The 23817-nt window shown below is 45.5% G+C and carries 22 protein-coding genes; 7 read left to right on the forward strand and 15 right to left on the reverse strand.

Features of this window, described 5'->3' with window-relative positions; genetic code table 11:
* Window positions 1–6 precede the first annotated feature (6 nt).
* The 12 genes from OE749_RS18585 to OE749_RS13925 all read right to left on the reverse strand — a co-directional run bounded on the left by OE749_RS18585 (window position 7) and on the right by OE749_RS13925 (window position 11262).
* Entirely contained in the window at window positions 7–549 is a 543-nt protein-coding gene (locus OE749_RS18585) for a prepilin-type N-terminal cleavage/methylation domain-containing protein (protein WP_318527884.1), read from the reverse strand.
* A 99-nt stretch (window positions 550–648) separates the two neighbouring features.
* Complete coding sequence (locus OE749_RS13875) at window positions 649–1278, reverse strand: prepilin-type N-terminal cleavage/methylation domain-containing protein (RefSeq protein WP_263713065.1); 630 nt, start codon at window positions 1276–1278, stop codon at window positions 649–651.
* A gap of 51 nt (window positions 1279–1329) precedes the next feature.
* Window positions 1330–1860, reverse strand: a complete 531-nt coding sequence (locus OE749_RS13880) for a hypothetical protein (protein WP_263713066.1) — start codon at window positions 1858–1860, stop codon at window positions 1330–1332.
* A complete protein-coding gene (locus OE749_RS13885; protein ID WP_263713067.1) occupies window positions 1861–3132 on the reverse strand; it encodes a type II secretion system F family protein in 1272 nt (423 codons plus the stop codon).
* The gene (locus tag OE749_RS13890; protein ID WP_263713068.1) at window positions 3119–4894 is read right to left on the reverse strand and encodes a GspE/PulE family protein; all 1776 of its coding nucleotides are present in this window, start codon (window positions 4892–4894) and stop codon (window positions 3119–3121) included. The genes OE749_RS13885 and OE749_RS13890 overlap by 14 nt, the downstream gene beginning before the upstream one ends.
* Window positions 4891–6006, reverse strand: coding sequence for a tetratricopeptide repeat protein (locus tag OE749_RS13895; RefSeq protein WP_263713069.1), 1116 nt, complete (start codon window positions 6004–6006; stop codon window positions 4891–4893). Before OE749_RS13895 ends, OE749_RS13890 begins: the two co-directional genes overlap by 4 nt.
* Window positions 6003–6911: an ExeA family protein gene (locus tag OE749_RS13900; protein WP_263713070.1), complete on the reverse strand. Its 909-nt coding sequence runs from the start codon at window positions 6909–6911 to the stop codon at window positions 6003–6005. Before OE749_RS13900 ends, OE749_RS13895 begins: the two co-directional genes overlap by 4 nt.
* A 4-nt stretch (window positions 6912–6915) precedes the next feature.
* The gene (gene mshL / locus OE749_RS13905) at window positions 6916–8598 is read right to left on the reverse strand and encodes a pilus (MSHA type) biogenesis protein MshL (RefSeq protein ID WP_263713071.1); all 1683 of its coding nucleotides are present in this window, start codon (window positions 8596–8598) and stop codon (window positions 6916–6918) included.
* Window positions 8579–9004 carry a general secretion pathway protein GspB gene (locus OE749_RS13910; RefSeq protein WP_263713072.1) on the reverse strand — a complete coding sequence of 142 codons (426 nt, stop codon included), beginning with the start codon at window positions 9002–9004 and terminating at the stop codon, window positions 8579–8581. Before OE749_RS13910 ends, mshL begins: the two co-directional genes overlap by 20 nt.
* Complete coding sequence (locus OE749_RS13915; RefSeq protein WP_263713073.1) at window positions 8994–9662, reverse strand: type II secretion system protein M; 669 nt, start codon at window positions 9660–9662, stop codon at window positions 8994–8996. The genes OE749_RS13910 and OE749_RS13915 overlap by 11 nt, the downstream gene beginning before the upstream one ends.
* Window positions 9659–10306, reverse strand: a complete 648-nt coding sequence (locus tag OE749_RS13920; protein ID WP_263713074.1) for a PilN domain-containing protein — start codon at window positions 10304–10306, stop codon at window positions 9659–9661. The genes OE749_RS13915 and OE749_RS13920 overlap by 4 nt, the downstream gene beginning before the upstream one ends.
* Window positions 10303–11262 carry a hypothetical protein gene (locus OE749_RS13925; protein WP_263713075.1) on the reverse strand — a complete coding sequence of 320 codons (960 nt, stop codon included), beginning with the start codon at window positions 11260–11262 and terminating at the stop codon, window positions 10303–10305. The genes OE749_RS13920 and OE749_RS13925 overlap by 4 nt, the downstream gene beginning before the upstream one ends.
* A gap of 178 nt (window positions 11263–11440) precedes the next feature.
* Between OE749_RS13925 and OE749_RS13930 the strand changes: the two genes are divergently transcribed.
* The 3 genes from OE749_RS13930 (at window position 11441) to envZ (ending at window position 14530) form a co-directional block, all read left to right on the forward strand.
* Entirely contained in the window at window positions 11441–12346 is a 906-nt protein-coding gene (locus tag OE749_RS13930; protein WP_263713076.1) for a phosphoribulokinase, read from the forward strand.
* A gap of 116 nt (window positions 12347–12462) precedes the next feature.
* Window positions 12463–13188, forward strand: coding sequence for an osmolarity response regulator transcription factor OmpR (gene ompR / locus OE749_RS13935; RefSeq protein WP_263713077.1), 726 nt, complete (start codon window positions 12463–12465; stop codon window positions 13186–13188).
* A 37-nt stretch (window positions 13189–13225) separates the two neighbouring features.
* Window positions 13226–14530 carry a two-component system sensor histidine kinase EnvZ gene (gene envZ / locus OE749_RS13940; RefSeq protein WP_263713078.1) on the forward strand — a complete coding sequence of 435 codons (1305 nt, stop codon included), beginning with the start codon at window positions 13226–13228 and terminating at the stop codon, window positions 14528–14530.
* Between the two features lie 203 nt (window positions 14531–14733).
* On the opposite strand, the gene OE749_RS13945 is transcribed toward envZ, so the two are convergent.
* The 3 genes from OE749_RS13945 to hslR all read right to left on the reverse strand — a co-directional run bounded on the left by OE749_RS13945 (window position 14734) and on the right by hslR (window position 17929).
* On the reverse strand, window positions 14734–16278 hold the full coding sequence (locus OE749_RS13945) for a phosphoenolpyruvate carboxykinase (protein WP_263713079.1): 1545 nt from the start codon (window positions 16276–16278) through the stop codon (window positions 14734–14736).
* A 334-nt stretch (window positions 16279–16612) separates the two neighbouring features.
* The gene (hslO, locus tag OE749_RS13950) at window positions 16613–17503 is read right to left on the reverse strand and encodes an Hsp33 family molecular chaperone HslO (RefSeq protein WP_263713080.1); all 891 of its coding nucleotides are present in this window, start codon (window positions 17501–17503) and stop codon (window positions 16613–16615) included.
* A 9-nt stretch (window positions 17504–17512) separates the two neighbouring features.
* Window positions 17513–17929, reverse strand: a complete 417-nt coding sequence (gene hslR, locus OE749_RS13955; protein ID WP_263713081.1) for a ribosome-associated heat shock protein Hsp15 — start codon at window positions 17927–17929, stop codon at window positions 17513–17515.
* A gap of 87 nt (window positions 17930–18016) precedes the next feature.
* On the opposite strand from hslR, the gene gspC reads away from it, so the two are divergent.
* Genes gspC through gspF form a run of 4 tightly spaced genes read left to right on the forward strand, consistent with a single transcriptional unit; the run spans window position 18017 to window position 23817 of the window.
* Entirely contained in the window at window positions 18017–18973 is a 957-nt protein-coding gene (gene gspC / locus OE749_RS13960) for a type II secretion system protein GspC (RefSeq protein WP_263713082.1), read from the forward strand.
* A gap of 10 nt (window positions 18974–18983) precedes the next feature.
* Complete coding sequence (gene gspD / locus OE749_RS13965) at window positions 18984–21041, forward strand: type II secretion system secretin GspD (protein ID WP_263713083.1); 2058 nt, start codon at window positions 18984–18986, stop codon at window positions 21039–21041.
* A 26-nt stretch (window positions 21042–21067) separates the two neighbouring features.
* Window positions 21068–22600, forward strand: coding sequence for a type II secretion system ATPase GspE (gspE, locus tag OE749_RS13970; RefSeq protein WP_263713204.1), 1533 nt, complete (start codon window positions 21068–21070; stop codon window positions 22598–22600).
* Complete coding sequence (gene gspF, locus OE749_RS13975; protein ID WP_263713084.1) at window positions 22600–23817, forward strand: type II secretion system inner membrane protein GspF; 1218 nt, start codon at window positions 22600–22602, stop codon at window positions 23815–23817. Before gspE ends, gspF begins: the two co-directional genes overlap by 1 nt.

Raw genomic sequence — 23817 nt, forward strand, 5'->3', positions numbered from 1 at the left:
GAATGATTATGCTTGGCAACCTGTCACATCTAGTGTCACAACAGGCGCAACATTGGCCGCCGTAGACTCTGTGTAGACTACGCTGCAATCATCAGGTTCAGGAGCTCTGTCATCACGAATAGTGATTGCGTTGGTGGTACCGTTCATATTGCAAGATATGTTGTCACCAGCGACCTGAGTGCCAATCGTGCCAACTTGATTGGCCGCCGCCGTATTACCATCTTGCGCCGCCAATCCAATCAACGCGCACATTTCCTCGGCATGAGGGTACCCGTTAATGGCTGGCGCATCACCGGTTGACGTGGATGGATCGTTATCGAAAAACTGTACCGTGACCCCCTCAATCGACACAGTTTGGTTGGGTTGAATTAACAATGCTGCGCGGGCAATCTGCGTAGAGGATTGCACCGCACCAAAAATCCCTTGCATGGCTGCACTTCGCGCATTACCACCCAAATCTAAAAATCGTGGCGCCGCAGTCACTGCGAGCACGCCTAAAATGACGATCACGATGATCAATTCAATTAATGTAAAGCCGCGTTGTTGCATGTTAATTACCCCAATATTGTTGTTATAGTTTGCTCAATAAAGTAAGTCGCGCCTATGCCCCATACGTATTTGAGTTAATACATGGGTACACATTACGTATTAGTTGTTACTAAATACAATCACCTGACCAATGCGAGGGTCGTAAACAAACCCATTGCCTTGACCGTTATTGGTCGGCTCAGCCGTCAGATTTCGTACTGTTCGGCTTAAATAGTAATAACACTGATCATTTCCACCGGAACCCGTGCCTTCGCTGGCTCGTGTAAAGTAGCGATGATCTTCGAACGGCCGCTGTGCCCAATTCGACGAGATCGTCGGTGCACTTTGCATGATCAGGTTAAATATACTTTCACAATCCAAATCATTCATTTGCGTATCTTCGCTACTGGCGTCGCTGTTTAACTGTCCAGTTGGGTAACCTGTGTCTTTGTCGACGGCCACCTGAATACCTTCAATAGTGACAAAAGTCGCATTGGTTCCCTGATTATCAGACGGACGCCCCTCAATTTCCCATTGTGCGCGTACCAGCCCAACACCTGTTGCAAATCCACCTGCAACGCCTTCCACCGTGGCATCTTCTGCCTCTTCAGTAAAATCGAGCAGTCTCGGTAATGCCGTCGCAGCCAGTAACCCAAGAACGACAACTACAATGACCAATTCAATAAGCGTAAATCCCGCCGATTTGCCCAGCTCTGAGCGTCCATTTATTGTTCGACTTATCACACTCACGCTCCCTCTTTTTGTTAACGTTTTTCTACTGCACAATGGCGACCCATACAATTACGACTGCACCTTTCCCACATCACCTCGATAAACGTGGTAGTCAAAGTAAGGCCCCACTGACATGCGGAACCGACAATATGAATCCAGTGCATTACCCGTAATTTTCACGCCGTCGTAATATTCACCATAGACCTTAAACCCTTCAACCATTAACGGCAGGTTAAGCACCATATCCCAAGTTTTCTCGCAGCCTTCACTGGTAGGTTCAACTCTAGGCCACCCCAAATGGCTCATGATCATAGGACGACGCTCTTTTTCTATCAGTGCCCCTTCGGTATCGGTGGTATTTTCGTAAGTAATCACTACAACGATAGGCGGTCTTCCCTCTGCTTGCCATTGCCAATGGGCATTTGTCACGCTTTTTTGAAACTGTGCGGCCAAATTATTCATTGTAATTCGCTTATAGTTTGGCTCGCTGTCATTCAAATACATAATGAAGCCAACGATAACAGCTACAAATACAATCAGCACAACCAGTTTTTTCAATAAACCCGATGTAGATTCAATGGCTCGCTCTTGTTTGTCCATTTATCTAACTCCTCGATAGGCGCCCATCATGTCCCACATTGGCGTAAAAATTCCCAAGGCAAGCACTAATACCATGCCTGCTACAATTGAAATGAGCACGGGTTCAATTTTCGCGGTCAGACTTTTTAAATCGTAATCCACTTCCCTCTCATAATATTCCGCCACTTCGGTCAGCAACTCATCAACACGACCAGTCTCTTCACCCACTGCGATCATTTGCATGACTAGCGGCGTAAACAATTCACTGTTGTTCGCTACGCGCGTGAGGCTTTCCCCTTTTTCAATATTACGGCGCATCGTTGTAATACGAGATGCCATAAAGGTATTGTCTACCGCCTCCGCCACCAAGGATAACGCCGTAGTTAAGGGAATACCGGCAGATAGCATCATTGAAAAGCTACGCGAAAATCGACCTAACAAGGTACGTTCAAAAATATTACCAACGATGGGCAACGATAGCTTTCGAGCATCCCATTGATACCTCCCCTGTTCGGTAGCCAAATATCGCCGTGTAAAAAAAACCAGCGCGACAGTGCCTGCGAGTAACAAAGGCCAGAAGGTCATGAAAAAATGTGACGAGCTAATCAAAATACGTGTCATGAGCGGTAATTCCGCACCAAACTTAGCAAACATGTCTGCAAAAATGGGGATCACCAGCATGTTCATCACCACAAGTGCGATAACAACGGCCATTACCACAAACAGGGGGTAACGCGTGGCGGTTTTAATTTGTTTACGTGTTTCTTGTTCTCGTTCAAGGTATTGAGACAGCTGTAAGAATGCGTCATCTAACTTACCGGTGTTTTCTCCGACATGCACAATACTGACGAACAATTGATTGAAAATATGTGGATGGCGGTTTAGCGCAGCAGATATGGCTCGTCCACGCTCAAGTTGGCCGCAAACGTCATGCAATGCATGTTGCATGCGCTTGGAATTCGTAGTGTCAGCCAAGCCACGAACTGCGCGTAAAATAGGAATGCCAGATCGAGTGAGTGAATACATTTGTCTGGCAAAGATAATCAAATCATCCAGTTTAACGCGCGGGACCAGCAGACTAAATTGGCCGGCATAGGTGGATGAACTAAAAAGAGCATTATCACGTGACGATGTATTTTCTGCATTTGATGTTGTATGCGCAGCCAGTATGTCAATCGGTGTTAGATCGCGCGCCACTAGCATGCGCGCAGCTTGACGCTGGTCAGATGCATCTATCTCACCTTGCAAATGCTGCCCTTGGGCATTACGGGCTGTATAATTAAACGTCGTCATTGTCCCCGACCTCGCCAGACGACATCTCGACGTCTACCGTTTCAGCCAGCGGCTGCGCTTCACTCTCTGACACCATTTCTACCAACGTTAACACGTCTTCAACAGAGGTTATGCCAAGTTTAGCGTATGAATAGGCAACATGAGAAAGAGGCATATACCCCGCACTTTTCTCTGCGGCCAGCCCAAAGGCATTCGTGTCTGAAGCTTTAAGGGCGCTCATCATTGCCTCGTTCATTTCTAGCAATTCAAACACACCAATACGCCCACGATAGCCAGTGTGATTACAGTTTTGACACCCTGATCCTCGCTTAAACACGACTGATGCTGCGTTGGGGTCGATATGGCTGAGCCAAAAGCGTTCCTCTGCGTCGGGTATGTATTCTTCAGTACAATTGCTACAAAGTCGCCGAACCAATCGCTGTGCAACCACAGCACGCAATGAACTCGCCACCAAATATCCTGGTGCGCCCATATCCAGCAGCCGAATTGCGCTACTAATGGCATCGTTAGTATGTAACGTTGATAGCACCAAGTGCCCGGTCAATGCGCCACGCAATCCGATTTCAACCGTTTCAGTATCACGCATTTCCCCTACCATGATGATATCGGGATCCTGACGCAACGTGGTACGCAAGATATTAGAAAAATCGAGTCCGATCTTTGGGTTGATTTGCACTTGATTAATACGTGGTAAGCGATATTCCACTGGGTCTTCTACGGTAATGATTTTCGATTCAGCGCGGTTTAATTCAGATAACGCCCCGTACAAGGTCGTAGTTTTACCTGAGCCTGTCGGCCCTGTTACCAATATCATGCCATGCGGACGATGAATCAATTTACGCAATCGCGCTAGCATCGGTGCTGGCATGCCTGTTTGCTCTAGGGTGAGTAATCCTGCCGATTGATCTAACAAACGCATCACCACCGATTCACCATGCTGTACAGGCATGGTAGACACACGCACATCAATCTGATGGCCTTTAATTCGAATTTGCGTGCGTCCATCTTGAGGCAATCGCTTTTCGGATATATCCAGCCCCGACATAAGCTTTAGACGCAATACCAGCGCCGAAGCAATATTTTTCTCTTTGATTATATTTTCTTGCAATACGCCATCTACGCGCTGCCGAATCCGCAAAATTTGCTCATCAGGCTCAATATGAATATCCGATGCCTTTGTTTGTACCGCATCTTCAAAGATGGATTGCAGCAGCCTAGCCACCGCAGTGTCTTGCTCGTCATCCAAGCCTTCCGTAAGCGAAAATGCATCATCTTGTTGATACTCCTCCGCCAACTCTTGGGCAAAAGAAGCAATTTCTTCTGTTCGTCGATAAAAGTTATCAAACGCTTCGAACAGTTGACGTTCACTCACCACCGCCACGTCAACAGGCTTAGGTAGTAATGCTGACAACGCATCTATCGCAGCCAAATCTGCCGGATCGCTCATGCCTACCAACAGCCGATCACCCTTATTCTCCAACACAATGGCACGATGTCGCCGCGCTTGCACTTCTGGCAGGAGTTTCACTGCTTCAGGGCGCACGCGATAGGTTTGAATATCAATGAGCGGTACATTCAAATGCTGTGACAAAAACGTGAGTAGTTGCTGCTCGCTAACAAACTTATGCTCAACGAGTACTTGCCCCAGTTTTCGACCAGACGCGCTTTGCTGCGCCAGTGCCTCGGTCAGTTGTTGCTCACTAATGATGTGGTTTTTAACGAGTAGATCACCTAAGCGAATTTTCGTACGGCTTTGATTCATGACGTTTTCTCCGTCAAATACGCAATTCGCTGGCTTACAAAAGTTCGAATGTCAGGCGTCAGTTCTGCACTCTGGCTAACATACAAATAGGCATCATGCGCTTGATGAAAGTGACCCATGCGCTCTGAAGAAATAGCGTATCCTATCCACCAAGGTACATGCTCGGGCGAGGCTGTAACCAAATATTGATAATCCTGAAGCGCAATCTCAAACTGCTCTGTCGTCATCGCTAGGTTAGCTCTTAATGCGATGTAATCCAGACTTAGATTCGCCATCGGAATTGCAACATTCAGTACCGTCAGTGCATCACGAGGTCGTGCAAGTTGGTGGAATAGTCTGGCTAGCATCATGCGTAATTCTGGCTTTTGTTCAAATGTAACAATAGCGGTTTCTAATGTTTGTATCGCTTGTTTACTATCACCAACCGCAAATAACAGTGAGGCTTGCTGCTTAATGGCATCAACATTCTCTGGCTCGCGCTGAATCAGTGTGTTCAATAATGCGATAGCGTGCAGGTGATCCCGCGTTTGTACTGCAAGGCGGATTTGCTGCCTTAACTGCGTATTAGTTAGGTCATTGGGTTGATGTGCAGTAATAATCGCTTCAGATTGCGTGTCAGGTTGAACTATCGATTCAGCGTCCATCGTTTGTGCTAAATCAGTCGCGGTTACTGTATCCGATTCAACATTATGCTGATACTTCACCTCTGACATTGTCGGTTGTGCCACCTCAGAAGACGAAGTAGTCGAAGGATCGGTATAATCTACCCCCAACTCGGCAATATCACCCACATCAGAAGGCAGTTTAGGTACAACTGACGCTCTAGGGTTTGTGAGGTTACTTACCTTGGCCTGTCTCTCATTGACCTGGCTTAACTTAGTAGCACTATTTATCACAGGTTCCGCAAACCCTGCCCGTTCACTGTGTTCTATTTCGTTAACATCAGAAAACGCTGGAATAAACACCCATGCCATTATAATGCTAATCACAACCACCAATACGACCAGTACTGGTTTGGTCGCTGATGACGAGGATGGCTGATAATCAGCCTGCTGCTGTTGAGTATGCTGACGAGCGTCAAGATCCTTCAGCATTTTATTCACGACACTCATGCGAACATACCTAACGACCAACCTACACCCGCCAACGCCACGGCACCAGCAAACGCCAACACGCTGGCCACTTGCCAATAAGGAGACGGAAGATCATCCGCAGCTTCCGTATCTTGTGCCGCGAGTCGCACATGCTTTGTATCGACTGACTGCTTGCCTTCTCCGTACGCTAACATCAACGCTTTATGGCACAGCACATTTACAATGCGAGGCGTTCCGTGGCTTGAACGATACAGGAGTTTGCACACACGTTGGTTAAATATGTTGTCATGTTTCGCGCCAGCGACGCGCATACGATGTCGAACATATTGATAAACCTGATCGGCGTTCATTAATACCAATTGGTAAGAGAACGTAATACGTTGCTTAAGTTGGCGTAACTCAGGCATCGCCAACTTTTCATCCAGCTCTGGCTGGGCAAACAATACCACTTGCAGTAATTTGCGCGACTCCGTCTCCAAATTAGTCATTAAACGCAAGGCTTCAATACTTTCAGTGGGCAAAGCTTGGGCTTCGTCGATAAGTAACACCACACTTTTATTTTGCTGATGAATGTCAATTAAACGTGCCTGAATGCGCTGCGTAAACACTTGCTGATCACAATGTTCTGTCAGTTCAACTCCCAATTCAGACGCGACTGCACGGCGCAACTCAGTAGGAGATAAATACGGATTAGGAATATAGGCGGTAACAAAGTGCGCGGGTAACTCGTTCAATAGCTTTCGACAAATCAGGGTTTTACCTGTACCGACTTCACCCGTTACTTTGATAAAGCCTTCTCCCGTTTTCAGCGCCATCATCAGCACGTTCATCGCTTCTTTGTGAGACGGTAAACCAAAAAAATAACTGGTATTGGGCGTTAACGTGAAAGGCAGTTCGTTTATCCCAAAATGATACAAATACATGTTGCTATTCCACGTATAACCAGTCGGCCATTTGCGTCTGACTTCTCTTAAGTTGCTCTTTCCATGTATTGGCATTTACAACCGTCGGTTTAAGCAAGATCACCAGTTCTTTTTTGCTCTCTACATCGCGCTTACCTTTGAACAGATTGCCTAGAATGGGAATGTCACCCAGTAAAGGCGTTTTCGACTGCTGATTCGACACCATAGATTGCATCAAACCGCCAATCACGACTATTTCGCCAGAACGCGCGTGAATCACAGTATCAGATTCTCGAATATTGCTTTGCGCCAATGGCAAGACAAACCGCTCTTCGTTTAGGGTAACGATTTTTTCTTGCTCTTGAGTTTCAATCACTGAGGGATGCACATGCAGCAACACACTTCCCTCATCATCAATTTGTGGCGTGACATCAAGGGCAATACCTGAGAAAAATGGCGTCAGTTCGATATTAGGAGTGACTGTTGTGGTGCCAGACGTAATCGTGTTCTGGTTCGATACTTCAGTGACAAAGTATTCATCATCTCCGACTTTGATCACCGCCTTTTGGTTATTGGTAGCCGTCACACGTGGGCTAGACAGCACTTGCACATTTCCCTGTGTTTCCAACAAGCTCAGCACGCCTGAAAAGTTTTGGTTCACGAAAGACAAACTGGTAATGCCGCCCAACGCAGCAGTGATGCCATTGCCGAAATTTCCTGACGTAGTAGAAAAAGTTAAATCGGTGTCTCCCGTATTGGCTATGAGATCGTCGGCATTTTTAACGATTTTATTCCAATTAATACCTTGCTGAAATTCATCGTTCAAAGCCACTTCAATAATACGAGCCTCTAATACCACTTGACGCTGTACAATCTCTTCAGAGGTTTTTAAGAAACGTTTTATGCCACGAATTTCTGAAGGCAATGCGCGTACCGTTACCAAACCAGCCTGCGGCGTCACCATGACCGAGCGGCCATCTTCATTCCCAATCATGGCTTGAAGCGTGGCTTGTAAGTCAGACCAAAAATTCGTTTCCGTGCGGGTTTGTATATTGGTGCCGTTCACGTTATTGGTGAAGCGATTTCCCCCTAAATTACTAGAATTGGTGCTATTCCCACTGAAGTTATTTACGCCATTATTGTTATTGTAACCATTTCCATTGGTTTGAGAAATCCCGCCAGTCGTGATACTTGTTTGGGTTGCGCCTTCTCGTTCCATCAATAAATAGTTAACCGAGATGGTTTCCGTTCGCATTCCAGCAGGAAAAACTCGATACACCTGACCTTTTTTCTGAATTTCATAGCCATACATCTCTGAAACTAGCTCAAACACCTCATCCATTTTGACTTGTTTCAAATGAAGTGAAATGTCACCTGTCACCTCAGGGTGTACGGCAACGCTATAAAGCGAATCAGATACCAGGCTGGTAAAAAACGCCCGCGCAGGCACAGCCTCTGCGCTAATATCATACTTTTCTTCAGCGAATAAAGACGGCGTTGCTCTGGCAGATGTTGGAGCTAACAAGTTTTCAATGGCGGGAGGAATCGTTCCCAACGCTTGCGGTCGAGCGGCTTGGGGTTGCTGCGCTTGCATTTCTGCCATAGCAGCATCAATCGATGTTACCGCTGGTGTATCCTCCGTCGACTGACAGCCAACGAGTAAGATAAGAAAAAGGGCGATCAACCATTTAGAATTTTGATGATACATGTTTTGCTACGTTGTTATTATTAGTATAAAGAGTGAGCGTATGCTGAGCATGTTTCAGCGTAACACCAGAGGGGCGAATGGCAATCAATGTCATCCCTCTTACATTATCGCCCTCGTACACAGTCTTGCCGTTAATGATCGCTTTCCGGCTATGCTCAGAAAAGAAAATGGCATTAACGTTCAGGTCGGTATCAGATAGATCTTCATCCTCATTTGCTTGGGCGCGCGGCGCTTTTATCAACGGTCGGGTGGGATCAACGAGGACGACGTCAGGTTGTTTTGCAATGGCACTGTGAGCGGTTGTTAACACGATGAACAAACCACTCACGGCTATCATGCAGAAAAATACACCTACAAGATTCCCCTGACATCGTGCGTTTGACGCGCGTTGACAATTACGGCGCATGTGCGACTCCTATAAATGCATTGCTCATACTCAGTGTATACAACTCAATCGAGACCTGTGCAAGCGGGTAGCGCGTCACTTCATACTCTAACCCTTGCCAATAAAACTGCCAAGGCAATGCCTGCAACTTGGCCAGATAGCGCTGAATGGCGAAGTACTGCCCTTCTACCCTGAGTGTCATGCCGTGTTGATATACATTCAGAGAAGACGTCTGTGTTACCTCAGTTTCACTTAACAATGGTACTGGCGGCAAAGAACGCATTGAAACCAACGTGACATCATGGGTTTCGGTTAGAACCGTTTCCAGTAATCCAGCCATCGACTCTGGTGGCACTAGCGCATCAGTAAATTGTGCCAAGCGCTGCGTAAATTGCACCTCTTCGGTATCAAGTTGTTGAATTTGAGATTTAATCGGTGCGTCCGGATCGGTGGCTAACGCCATATTTAACTGAGTTATTCGCTGTTCTAGCGCCGACAATGCCTGAGACTGAGCCTCAATCTCAGACAACCGCTTATCGCGGGCGATAAGCGCAGGCTCCAATAGGAACACAAAGCCAACCAATAGAATCAGAATGCCACCAGCAACCATAATGAGGCTTCTTTCCCGCAACGACAGCGCATAAAAATAGTCAGCATAGCGTTGAAAAGTCAGCGTCATTGGCGCACCTCGTTGACTTGCTTTAACACCTTAGGAACGGAGCTACCCGAAGGTGCAATTTCAGAGCTTACCGTAAATGCAAGCGTGCCATTATTCGTTTCACCTTCGCGCGTGATTACCGCCGAAGCAAATTGCTTGCCTCGAAAAAACGGCATAGCGCTTAACGAAACAATCCACTTTGGAACGGCAGCAGAATTCAACGCATGTCCCATAATCTCGGTCTTATCCGAACGTAAGTACATGTGCGTAATCCATAAATCTTCTGAGGGATACTTCGCCATATCTATCAGCATTTGGGCGTAATTAACCTGTTGCTGTGTCTCACGACTATCTAGTGCTTGAAGAATGGCGGTTTGCATCTCTTTGTTCGCTAATTTTTCAGATAATAACGCCTGTAATCTAGGGTTTTCTGTGCGCGTTGCGGCCGCTGTAGACAAAGCATCAACGACTTTTTGTTGCTCATTTACCTGACGATTTAATGAGGTTAACACCCGCTCATCTTGTTGCAAAGAATAGGTAACACCAGCCCATAAAAAACACACTCCACTCAGAATGACAAGCCACAATAGCAACACAAACACAGGATTAATCAATACGATGTTGGGTTTAAATTCGTCGGTATAAAAGTTAACGTGCGTTTTCATACTGCACCTGCTCGAGCCTGCGAAGGCAGGTCAATACGCCCTCGTTCTTGCGTCATTGCGGCCGACAGACTGACCGCATAAAAATCGCTGTCACAGGGGAAAGTATGATTAAGCGTTGCCATGATATTCTCAACAGGCATCAGTAACGCTTTCTCCAAACTGCGCTCGAGCGCGTTAGCATCGCGTGACTCAACGATAACTTTTGCTAACCTTACTGGCGCTTGACGTAACTGGCTTTCGTAATAATCGAGCGATCGCTGTATTTCGACACTCAACTCTTCGATTACCCCCAAGTTTAGCGCTTGCTCCGTCAATGTAGACAGGTTTTCGTAGCCTCTTAAGCGGCGGATAAAATAAATGCATCCTTGTTTCGCTATCACCAAACTCAGCTCCCCTCCATGTCGTTGGAAGATGATGAGGCAAGCTTGTTCATTAGTATCTATTAGATGCAGTAGATCCAATTCTGCCACAGAGATTTTCTTTAATGACAGTTGGGCAGACTTCAGACCATCGCAAATAGACTGAATATGAGACTGAGTAACGGCAACCACATTCACTTTATTGGCACCCGACGTTTGAACGGGCATATCAAAGTAATCTATCGCCATAGGTTGTTCGTGTCCCAGCACGTCAGCGGCGGTCCAACTCAGCGCCTGTCGCATTTCGCTGTCTTCTACGCGAGGGCGCTCCAATTGAAATAACTGATAAAGGTTAGGGTGAATACTGACAAATGTGGGCGTAAAGTGAAGTTTTTGCGATTCAACCAGTGTACTTAATGCCGTTTCCCACCCTTCATAGGCCAATGAGTGGCAGCTATGCACTGCCACACCTTGTGGTGCGCGCTTTAAAATTAGTATCTGAATGCCAGACGCACTGAACTCAATGCCTACAGCATGAAAGTTTGACGTTGCCTGCAAACGCGTTTTTATAAATTCACGCCAGCCCGCTCTTACCATTCGGGTCTTTCTTATCGTTATTGCCCATAATGTGCCATTACAGCAAAGTTTTACGTAAATCGCTAGGGTATATCACGCATGCGAATAACAACTATCACGGCATTAGTACACCAAATAACTTGACCTTCACACCCGCGATTGCTTATAAATAGCGTTCCTCATAACGAAAAAATGTCCTATGTCTGTTAAACATCCGATCATTGCTATTACCGGCTCTTCTGGCGCGGGTACCACTACAACAACGAATGCTATCAGGCATATTTTCCGTAAATTAAGTATTAATAATCCCGCCATTGTCGCTGGCGACAGCTTTCACCGATATACACGTCCTGAAATGGAAGTCGAAATTCGTAAGGCTCAAGAACAAGGCAAACACATCAGCTACTTTGGCCCCAAAGCCAACGACTTTAAATTACTAGAGAAATTGTTTCGTGAGTATGGTGATTCTGGCCGAGGCCAGCATCGTCAATATTTACATACCTTTGATGAAGCCGTTCCCTTTAACCAAATGCCAGGCACCTTCACGCCGTGGCAAGACTTGCCTGACAATACAGATCTTCTATTTTACGAAGGCTTGCATGGCGGCGTTGCCACAGACAAAACCAATGTCGCTCAACATGTTGATCTACTGGTTGGCATGGTGCCTATTGTTAACTTGGAATGGATACAAAAAATCGTTCGCGATACCACAGATCGTGGTCACTCACGCGAAGCCGTTATGAGCAGTATTGTGCGTAGTTTGGACGATTACTTTAAATACATAACGCCACAATTTTCTAGCACACATGTGAATTTTCAGCGCGTTCCCACAGTAGATACTTCCAACCCATTTAGCGCGCGTGAAATTCCTACCCAAGATGAAAGTTTTGTCGTAGTGCGTTTTCGCCGAGAAATGAAAAACGTAGATTTTCCGTATTTACTGCAAATGATTGACGGTGCCTTTATGTCACGCATCAATACATTGGTGGTACCTGGAGGCAAAATGGGGCTAGCCATGGAGCTCATTTTAAGCCCATTGATCGAAGAGTTGCTCGACAAAAAGCGCCGAGCAGGCTTTCAAATGGATTGGGTGTTTGATAAATAACACCGTAAGTTAGACAAACTTTGTAACAATCCAGCGTCACTTCATTACGCACCTAATCTTTTGTAATTCAGTACTTTCTTTTATAGTGGCTTATACGCTTCTATGGGATTCTGAGAATGGGACAAGAGACACCAAAAATACTCGTCGTTGACGATGACATGCGTTTACGTAGTTTGCTAGAACGCTATCTGGTTGAGCAGGGCTTTCAAGTACGCGCGGCTGCTAATTCAGAACAAATGGATCGTTTACTAGAACGAGAAAATTTTCATTTAATGGTATTGGATCTTATGCTTCCCGGTGAAGATGGATTGTCGATTTGTCGCCGTCTGAGGCAAAAAGATAACGCACTCCCCATTGTGATGTTGACCGCAAAAGGAGATGAAGTTGATCGTATTATCGGCCTTGAAATGGGCGCTGACGATTACTTGCCTAAGCCCTTTAACCCAAGAGAACTGCTAGCGCGAATTAAAGCCGTTTTACGTCGTAAAACAACAGAAGTTCCGGGCGCACCTTCTCAAGAAGAGCAAATTATTGAATTTGGTAAATACAAACTCAACCTCGCAACGAGGGAAATGCGAGCAGGAGATGAGCCACTCACGCTAACAAGTGGCGAATTCGCCGTGTTAAAATCACTGGTGACCCACCCCCGTGAACCATTATCACGCGATAAATTAATGAATCTTGCCCGCGGTCGTGATTACAGCGCACTAGAACGCAGCATTGACGTTCAAGTATCTCGCTTAAGACGTATGCTAGAAGATGATCCAGCAAACCCAAGGTATATTCAGACGGTCTGGGGCTTGGGATATGTCTTCGTGCCTGATGGTGACAGTGCTAACTGATTCCGTACTTCACATTTAACAGTGAGCAAACAAAGACGTGACTCTTCTTCCCCGCAGTGCATTTGGTCAAACGGTATTGCTGATTGGTGTGCTGCTGCTCATCAATCAGGTATTTTCGTATCTGTCGGTGACCTATTATTTTATTAAGCCCAATTACGAGCAGATAAATTCTCTCATTGCTTCTCAGGTCAAAACCCTTTACTTGCACGAAGCAGAGTTGGCTGACCCGCAAGCTAAAGCACGTCTATTTCAAGAAACCGGTATTGCAGTGTTAAATCAAGCACAGGCAGAAGAGCTAGGGTTAAATCAGGCCCGCTACTACCGTTTTTTCTCACGAGAATTGTCGGCACACCTTGATGGAGAGGCGGATGTTCGTTTAAGTGCCACAGAGCCTTATCGCATTTGGGTTAACCCACCTCAACACGAAGATCTTTGGATCGTACTTCCTATGTCTGGCATTGGAGAAACCGAAATATCTCCTTTAACCATCTATTTATTAGTCATCGGTATATTGAGTGTGGCAGGTGGCTGGATATTCGTAAGGAGACTTAACCGCCCTCTGCATGCGTTGCAGCACGCTGCCATCGAAGTAGGAAGAGGCAGTTTTCCGGAGCCACTAAAGGAAGAAGGCTCAACAGAGATGATCGAAGTGACCTCCGCATTTAACCGTATGTCGAAAGGAATCAAGCAATTAGAAGATGATAGAGCACTCTTAACTGCGGGAATCTCTCATGACTTACGTACACCACTCACCCGCATTCGTCTTGCTACTGAAATGCTTCCAGAGGACCAAGACTGGATTAAAGAAGGCATCGTAAATGACATCGAAGATATGAATGATATCATCGATCAGTTCATCGACTATGTGCGTCAAGATCAGGAAGAACAACGTGAAGACGCTGACATTAACGACATTATTTGTGACGCCGTACACGCCCGAAATCGAAGTCAGGAAAATAACGTCAGTTTGCAATTGTCTCACCTACCTAAAATCAAGATTCGCCGTATTGCACTTAAACGGGTGATTGACAATTTGATGGAAAACGCATTTCGTTATGGCAGTCGTGACATTGATATTTCTTCCGGAATAGACAGCAAATCAAAAATGCTTTGGTTTACCATTAGAGACTATGGCCCAGGCATCCCAGAGAACCAGATAGAAACACTATTTCAACCTTTTACCCAAGGCGATAAAGCCAGAGGCAGCCTAGGCTCTGGACTTGGGCTTGCGATTATTAAGCGCATTGTCGATTTGCATTACGGCAAAATTGTATTGAGCAATCACCACGATGGCGGCCTAATCGCGAAAGTCTCAATCCCCATTAATGACATAACTGCTTAACCGAAGATAGCCATTTTCCAAGCGAGCTTCTGTGGCTGCCTGTAACTAGACGGCAATTCGTAGCGCGCAGTCACTGTATTCATTCAGCAATAACATCTCAAGTACAGCTCATAGAGAGGGTGTCCGAAAAACAAAAAAGCCCGTGATAACACGGGCCTAATAAACAGTTTCAAACGTGATGCACAAAACACTTCACAAGCGGGTTACTCGCCTTTCGGGCCCGCCTTTACTATCTCTTCAGACACATCGTATTTGGCAAAATTTTGTTTGAACTCTTGCGCTAATCGCTCTGCGTATTCGTCATATTTTTCTTTGTCGCTCCAGCTTTCGCGAGGATCAAGCACCGCACTGTCGACACCCGGAATGGAAACGGGTACATCTAGATTAAGTGAATCAATATGTCGAGTTTCTACATCAGCCAGTTGATTGGTTACGATCGCGTCGATGATTGCGCGCGTCGTCGGAATATCGAATCGTTTACCAACACCATATGGACCGCCTGTCCAGCCAGTATTAACTAGATAAACTTTGGCGCCAAATTCACGGATACGCTTAATAAGCAATTCAGCGTAAACACCTGCTGGACGCGGGAAGAACGGCGCACCGAAGCAAGTAGAAAATGTTGATTCAATGGCAGCGGTAGATCCGATTTCAGTTGAGCCCACTTTTGCGGTATAACCACTTAGGAAATGGTAAGCAGCGGCATGCTCAGACAACACAGACACAGGGGGTAACACGCCACTTACATCGCAAGTCAAAAAGACAACAGCACGTGGCTCACCCGCCATATTTTCTTCAACGCGTTTTTCAATATGCTCTAACGGGTATGCAGCGCGTGAGTTTTGTGTCAGGCTGCTATCTGCAAAGTCAGGTTTGCCATGATTATCTAGCACCACGTTTTCTAAGATGGTGCCAAACTTTATAGCATTCCAAATGACAGGTTCATTTTTCTCAGATAAATCAATGCATTTTGCATAACATCCACCCTCAAAATTAAACACACTACCCGTTGCCCAGCCATGTTCATCATCACCAATCAAAAAGCGTTTAGGATCGGCTGACAGGGTCGTTTTGCCTGTGCCAGATAGCCCAAAGAACAATGTTACGTCACCGTCTTCTCCGACGTTGGCAGAGCAATGCATCGGCAAAATATCTTTCGCAGGCAACAAGAAGTTAAGCACTGAGAACATCGCCTTTTTCATTTCACCCGCATAACGCATACCGGCAATTAGTACGGCTTTTCGCGCAAAGTTAATAATAACGCAGCCGTCACTGTTGGTACCGTCACGCTCAGGATCACAAGCAAACCCAGGCACATTCATAATCTGCCAAGGTGTTTGATCATTTGTATTCCACGCCTCTGGGCGAATAAACATATTGTTGGCAAAGATGTGTTGCCATGCCGTTTCGGTTCTGACCACAACAGGCAACGCATGCTGGGGATCTGCACCCACTTGTAAATGCGATACAAAGTAAGGTTTTGCCACTAAATGTGATTCAACCCGATCCCATAGCGCATCAAATTTTGTTGAGGAGAATGGACGGTTTACTTTGCCCCAATCAATCTCGTTCTCTGTGTCCGACTCTCTAACAATAAAGCGATCGTTAGGCGAACGTCCTGTTCTTTCACCGGTTTTCACCACTAACGCGCCATTCGCCGAAAACGTACCTTCGCCTCGGTTTATCGCGTGTCGAACAAGTTCAGGAATCGAAAGATCTACCATTTGATTTGCTGGGTGCTTAGTCATAGTGTTGCGCATTCCGTTATATTACATACTAGGTTACAGAAATAAGAATGCACGCGAGTGTCCCATTTATAAAGGGTTTTAGCAAGTGAGAGAGAAATAAAATAGGCAACCAAAAACTTGGCACTTTCAGAATTTTCAGTTTTTTATTACATAACCATTTAGTCTGTTTTTTCTACATCCATTGAAATATCTGAATTTACGTAAAAGCACGTCGGCTGGAATGAATAAATATTCTTTTCGATGAATATACCGTTTCAACAAAAAGTAGCGTGTTAAGACAAAAAACCCGCTCAATATTGTAAGCGGGTTTTGTGGTCGATATCGAAACGGAGGCTTAATGCATTTCAGGACTTGTGTTACCACCAGAATAAATCGCCTCAACATCTATTGCGTCAAACGTATATTCTTTGTGGCAATACTGGCAGTTCATTTTAATCATGCCTTCCTCAGCGATGATGTCTAGCAACTCGGCTTTGTCCACATTTGCGAGTGCTGCAGCAGAACGTTCTTTACTGCAAGTACACTGAAAGCGTACTTCTTGTGGCGTAAATAACTCCACTTCTTCTTGATGGTATAAGCGGTATAACACTTCTTGAGCTGGCAATGTAAACAGTTCTTCGTCCGTGAGTGTTTCCGTCAATTTCACCAGATGATCAAACTCTGGACGATCTGCGGCATTCGTCGCCTCACTACTTGTCGGTAGCACCTGAACTAACATGCCCGCGGCAGCTGGCGATTCGCCCGTTCTTGCGCGAAGCAATACTTTGGTTGCCAACTGCTCAGATTGTTCAAAATAGGATTCAATACACGCCGCCAGTGTGGGTTTATCTAGCGCAACAACGCCTTGATAGCGTTCACCTTCTTTTGGTGTAATCGTGATGACAAGAATGCCTTTTTCAAACATATCAGCAAACGTGTCAGGTAATGTTTGACGCTGTTCATCCCAACGCGCAACACCGCGCATTTTCTGATCATGAGTACCATTAATCACCGCATACCTAACAGCCCCTTCGCTTTGAAGCTGCAATGACACATCGCCTTCAAATTTTAAGGTTGCTGTTAGCAGGCTGGTGGCAGCCATCAATTCGCCCAATAACTGCTGAATGGCAGGTGGATAAGCATAGGAATCAAGAATAGCTCGATAGCTTTCCTGTAACTGAACAAGTTCTCCTCGCACATTTGCCTGATTGAAGAGATATCGATGAAGTAAATCGGTTTTTGTCATAAAAGTTAACTATTGCTGTTTAAGTTGAATAATTTGACGGCGCTGTTTTTTATCTGGTTTTTGTTCAGGTTTCGGGCTATGGAACGCACTAAGTTTTCGTGCATCAGCATTTCGCTGGCGTTGCTCGATACTTGCCTCTGTTTCCTGATACATTAACTGCGCTATCGGCGCACCTCGTCGTTGATCACTGATTTGTTCAATCACGACTTCTTTCATGTCGAATCCCGCTGGAAGCGTAATTATTGCACCCAATTCGACCCCTTTACCTGGCTTTGCACGTTGACCGTTATACTGTACTTTTCCCGATTGCACCATCTCTCTAGCGACAGATCGTGTTTTATAAAACCGAGCAGCCCAAAGCCATTTATCTAGTCTGACTTCGCTCTCTGACTCAGCTGTCTTTGGCGATGTTTTTTTACGACTCATTTACTTAAATTCTGTAATTTTTTGGTAATGTTTACGGATTAGTGTTGTTAGCCCTTTGGCGACTCGCTATTATTGGCGGTTCGAAAGATGAGCAAAGGCCTACAAAAATCAATGACAGTCGCTAATTATAACCTTAACCAGCTTTGGCTCCAATTAGGAAAGTACCAAAATCAGTTGCGTCACATCGTAGTGGCTTTGCTCGCACTTTATTTAATCGCCTTTCTGGCTGATCTAACTTGGCGCCTTATCCCTGCCCCTGAACAAGCCAATTCTGGAAATTATGTAGAAAATACTTCCCGTGGCGGGGTAAATAATGGTAAAAGTAACCAACTTGTTAATATTAGCAAGGTTAAAAATTTAAACTTATTTGGTAACATTGCTGAAAAACCCAAAGATGTTCCCGTTAACGTCGACAACGCACCCAAAACAACATTAAATTTAACATTAAGTGGTGTAGTAGCAAGTAGCAATGCAGATGTTGCAGCCGCTATAATCGAAAGTCGGGGTAAACAGAACACCTATGGAATTAACGATAAAATTGATGGAACCAACGCATTTCTAACTGCAGTGTACGAAGATCGCGTTATCATCCGAAATGGTAGCCGAAATGAGACACTCATGATGGAAGGCGTAGACGGAAAAACTCCGACAATGGTGAGCAACAACCGCTCAACTCCAACTCGAAGTAACACTCCCTCTAGACCTCGTCAGGTTTCTAGCCAAGCACAGTCTGCACGCCAGGCTTTGCAAAAGCGTCCCATGAGTTTTACCGATTATATCGCAATCTCTCCACACCGTGTGGATAACGTATTGCGAGGCTACCGTGTTCGTCCTGGCAGAAAACCAGAACTGTTCCAGGCGGCAGGGTTTGTCGCAGGAGATGTTGTGACAGAAATTAACGGCTTGAACTTAGCCGATCCACAACAGTCTATTGAAGCAATGAAACAGCTGAGAAGTGCAGAAACATTACAAATGACGGTGGATCGTGGCGGTGAAACCCTCTCACTAAATATAGATTTTTCTGCAACAGAAGAAGAGAATTAAGGATAGTTTTATGAAGCTAACAAGCCGCTCGCTTTTTAAAGGCTTATGTTTGGCTGCTCTAACAGCATTTTATTCAGCGTCTGTATCAGTCGTTGCTGCTGAGTATTCACCGAATTTTAAGAACACTGAAATCACCGAGTTCATCAACATTGTTGGTAAGAATTTAAAAAAGACCATTATCATCGATCCGAATGTTCGAGGTAAGATCAGTGTCCGTAGCTATGATTTGCTGACCGAAGAGCAATACTACCAATTCTTTTTGAACGTATTACAAGTTTACGATTTTGCTGTCGTTGAAATGCCTAGCGGTATTTTAAAGGTTGTTCGTTCTAAAGACGCAAAAACCTCGAATATTCCCGTTATTGAGGGCAACGCAATGGACGGTGATGAGATGATCACCCGCGTAGTGCCGGTTTATAACGTGCCTGTACGAGAATTATCTCCGATACTCCGCCAGCTAAACGACCAAGCGGGTGGCGGTAACGTAGTAAGTCATGACCCGTCTAATGTGATGATGCTAACTGGCCGTGCCGCAGTGGTAAATCGATTGGTGGAAATCATTAAACGTGTTGACCAAGCGGGCGATGAAGAAATCGAAATCGTGAAGTTAAAGCATGCATCTGCATCAGAAATGGTGCGTATCGTAGAAAACATCAATAAATCTCAAGGCAAAGGCCAGCCGACAGGCAAATCTGAACCACGAGTGGTCGCCGACGATCGTACCAACAGCGTGATTGTAACGGGTGATAATAAAGCCCGTCAAAAACTGATAAAACTGATCACCCGAATGGATCAAGAGCTTGAAACCACAGGCAACACGCGCGTGATCTTTTTAAATTACGCTAAAGCAGAAGACTTAGTAAAAGTACTACAAGGTGTAAGTGCAAGTATTCAAGCAGAGGAGCAAGGCAACGCCCAGCAACGTCGGAGCGGTCAGTCTCGTGACATCAGTATTGACTCACACGAAGACTCTAACGCATTGGTCATTACTGCTGAGCCTGACATGATGCGCTCTCTTGAAGAAGTCATCAGACAACTAGACGTACGCCGCGCACAAGTACAAGTAGAAGCCATTATTGTTGAAGTATTCGAGGGTGATGGCACTACATTGGGCGTGCAATGGGCATCAGAAGACGGAGGCGGTCAACAGTTTACTAACGGCGTGATTGGTATTGGTTCTTTAGGGGTTGCATTAAGACAAGCTGAAGACCGTGAAACCCGCCAAACCACCATCACGGCAAACGGCGAAACCGTACCAACGACCAATACCGTTGAAGGGGATTTGACTCCACTGGCCAACCTGTTAGGCAACTTGAACGGCTTTATGGTGGGTGTAGTTGAAGATGGCTGGGGCGCAGTGGTCCAAGCCGTAAGCACAGACACTAACTCGAATATTTTGGCAACGCCACACCTAACAACCATGGATAACGAAGAAGCGTTTTTCATTGTTGGTCAGGAAGTGCCAATCATTACGGGAGCATCAACGGGTAATAACAACAGTAACCCGTTCCAAACAGTTGAACGCAAAGAAGTTGGTACAAAACTGAAGGTTACGCCACAAATTAACGAGGGCGATGCGGTACAGCTATTGATTGAGCAAGAAGTATCTTCAGTCAGCGGCGCAACGTCAGTAGATATTTCAATTAATAAGCGTGAAATTAAAACCACCGTTATGGTTGACGATGGCGGTACGATTGTACTGGGCGGATTAATTGACGAAGACGTTCAAGAGAGCGTGTCTAAAGTGCCGCTACTGGGTGATATTCCCATACTGGGACATTTGTTTAAGTCTACGTCTACGAGTAAACGTAAACGCAATCTTATGGTATTCATACGTCCAAAAATTGTACGTGATGGGATTACTATGAATAAGATCAGCCAGCGCAAGTATAACTTTATTCGTGCCCAACAGCTTAAACGTCAAGCCGAAGGGGTTCCGCTAATGCCATTCCAAGAACACCCGGTGATTCCAGATTGGGATGAGTCTTTAGCGCTACCACCATCCTATGAGGAATATCTACTCAAGAAAGATATGAAAATCCTAAAAGAAAATCAGGATGACGAGTAAATATGACGCCGGAGAATCAAGACATAATGGCAGAAGAAGCGCTGAATCAAGCAGCGCTTCTTGACGACATTGAACAAGAGGAAGAGGCGCAGCCCCATCAGCAACTCGCATTTAGTTTTGCTAAGCGCCATAAGGTGCTTGTTGATGTCGGTGAAGATCCGATAGTGGTTTATCATACTGATGAAGCAACTCTACAAACGTTTGCTGAAGTACGCCGTTTTCTTCAAGCCGATTTTGAATTACGCGAAATTGAATCTGATCAATTTGAATCGTTATTAACCAATGCATTTCAGCGTGACTCTTCAGCCGCTAAACAGCTAATGGAAGACATTGGCAATGAAAGCGATTTGTTTGCGCTGGCGGAAGAATTACCAGACACCGAAGACTTGCTTGAAAGTGAAGATGATGCACCTATTATCAAGCTCATCAATGCCATGTTAGGCGAAGCGATTAAAGAAGGTGCATCGGATATTCATATTGAAACCTTCGAAACCCAACTTGTTGTGCGGTTCAGGGTGGACGGTGTCTTACGTGAAATCTTACGCCCTAATCGCAAAATGGCATCGATGTTAGTGTCGCGTATTAAGGTAATGGCAAAACTCGATATCGCTGAAAAACGCGTGCCTCAAGACGGACGCATTACCTTGCGTATCGCAGGGCGAGCCGTCGATGTGCGTGTATCTACCATGCCATCCAGCCACGGCGAACGCGTCGTGTTGCGTTTGCTTGACAAAAACAACGCGCGCCTAAATCTTGAAGATTTGGGTATGACGGCGGTGAATAGACAGCATTTTTCTGAGCTGATTCGTAAGCCACACGGCATTATTCTAGTAACCGGACCAACAGGTTCGGGTAAAAGTACTACGTTGTACGCGGGGCTAAGTGAAATCAACTCCAAAGATCGTAATATATTGACGGTTGAAGACCCCATCGAATTTGATTTACAAGGTATTGGTCAAACTCAGGTCAACGCCAGAGTAGACATGACCTTTGCACGCGGTCTTCGTGCAATCTTACGTCAGGATCCTGATGTAGTGATGGTAGGTGAAATCCGAGATGTAGAAACTGCGCAAATTGGTGTTCAAGCAAGTTTAACGGGGCACCTTGTGTTATCTACGCTTCACACTAACACCGCAGCCGGCGCCATTACGCGACTGGAAGACATGGGCATTGAGCCTTTCTTGCTGTCATCATCGCTGTTAGCAGTATTGTCTCAGCGATTGGTACGAACATTATGCCCTGACTGTAAAGTAGAACACGTTGCAACTGAGCAAGAAAAAGTGGTACTCGGTAAACCAGAAAATGAACATGTTATCATTTATGGACCAAAAGGATGCGCGGCGTGTAACCAAACGGGGTATCGCGGACGAACAGGTATTCATGAGTTGCTGATTGTCGATGAACAAATTCGTGACATGATTCACAACGGTCACGGAGAACAAGCGATTGAGAAGCATATCAGGCAATTTACCCCAAGTATTCGTGAAGACGGCTGCAACAAGGTACTACAAGGCTTTACCGCACTCGAAGAAGTTATGCGAGTAACCAGGGAAGACTAATGGCTGCGTTTGCTTTTAAAGCGCTCGATCGGAACGGGCGCAACAAAACGGGTGTACTTGAGGGCGATAACGGTCGTCAAATCAGGCAGCAACTGCGAGAAAAAGGGTTAATCCCCCTAGAAGTAGAGCAAGTGGCAGAAAAAGAGAAGCGCAGCTCCTCGGGATTCACCTTGTTCAAACCACGAATTTCTGCGTCTGATCTCGCATTGCTCACTCGACAACTCGCCACGCTGATTGAGTCAGCTCTACCCATCGAAGAGGCATTACTTGCTGTTGCTGAACAATGCGATAAACCTCGCCATAAAAATATGATGATGGCAGTTCGAAGTAAAGTGGTAGAAGGGCATGGCCTTGCTGACGCAATGGCAGAATTCCCTTACGTGTTCGACCAGCTTTATCGCGCGATGGTAGCAGCAGGTGAAAAATCAGGGCATTTAGATACCGTTCTCAACCGTTTAGCGGATTACACAGAAAGACGTCAACAAACTCGCAGCCAAATTTCACAGGCTTTGATTTATCCTTCTTTGATGATGTTTTTTGCCATGGGTATCGTTATTTTGCTGTTAACGGTTGTGGTTCCCAAAATTGTTAGCCAATTTGATCATATGGGACAAGACTTACCCACAATCACCAAGGTGATGATTTCAATCAGCGAATGGTTACAAAACTATGGCTTATTCTTATTGGTCGGCATAGGTTTGTTTATTGTTATCTTGCAGCGCATTTTGGAGCAACCCAAAATGAAAAAACGCTATCATCGATTCATCTTACGTTTACCTTTAATTGGTAAAGTATCAAAAGGCCTGAATACAGCTAGATTTGCCCGTACTCTGAGCATACTCACTGCGAGTGCAGTTCCTCTTTTGGAAAGTATGCGTATTTCAGGAGATGTACTGGAAAACTTGCATATTAAAGCGTCTATTGCAGATGCAGCAATCAATGTGAAAGAAGGCTCTAGCCTGCGTGCTGCATTAGACAATACGAAAATGTTTCCACCAATGATGATGCACATGATTGCATCGGGTGAACGAAGCGGTGAATTGCAACAGATGTTGGCAAGAGCCGCAGACAATCAAGACCGAGAATTCGAAGCACTGGTTGGCGTGTCTTTAAAGGTGTTCGAACCTCTGTTGATTGTAACCATGGCTGCAATAGTATTACTTATCGTAATGGCAATTTTGCAACCGATTTTAGCATTAAATAATATGGTGACTTAG

Origin of the sequence: Fluctibacter corallii (assembly GCF_025751585.1) — a bacterium.
GTDB lineage: Bacteria > Pseudomonadota > Gammaproteobacteria > Enterobacterales > Alteromonadaceae > Fluctibacter_A > Fluctibacter_A corallii.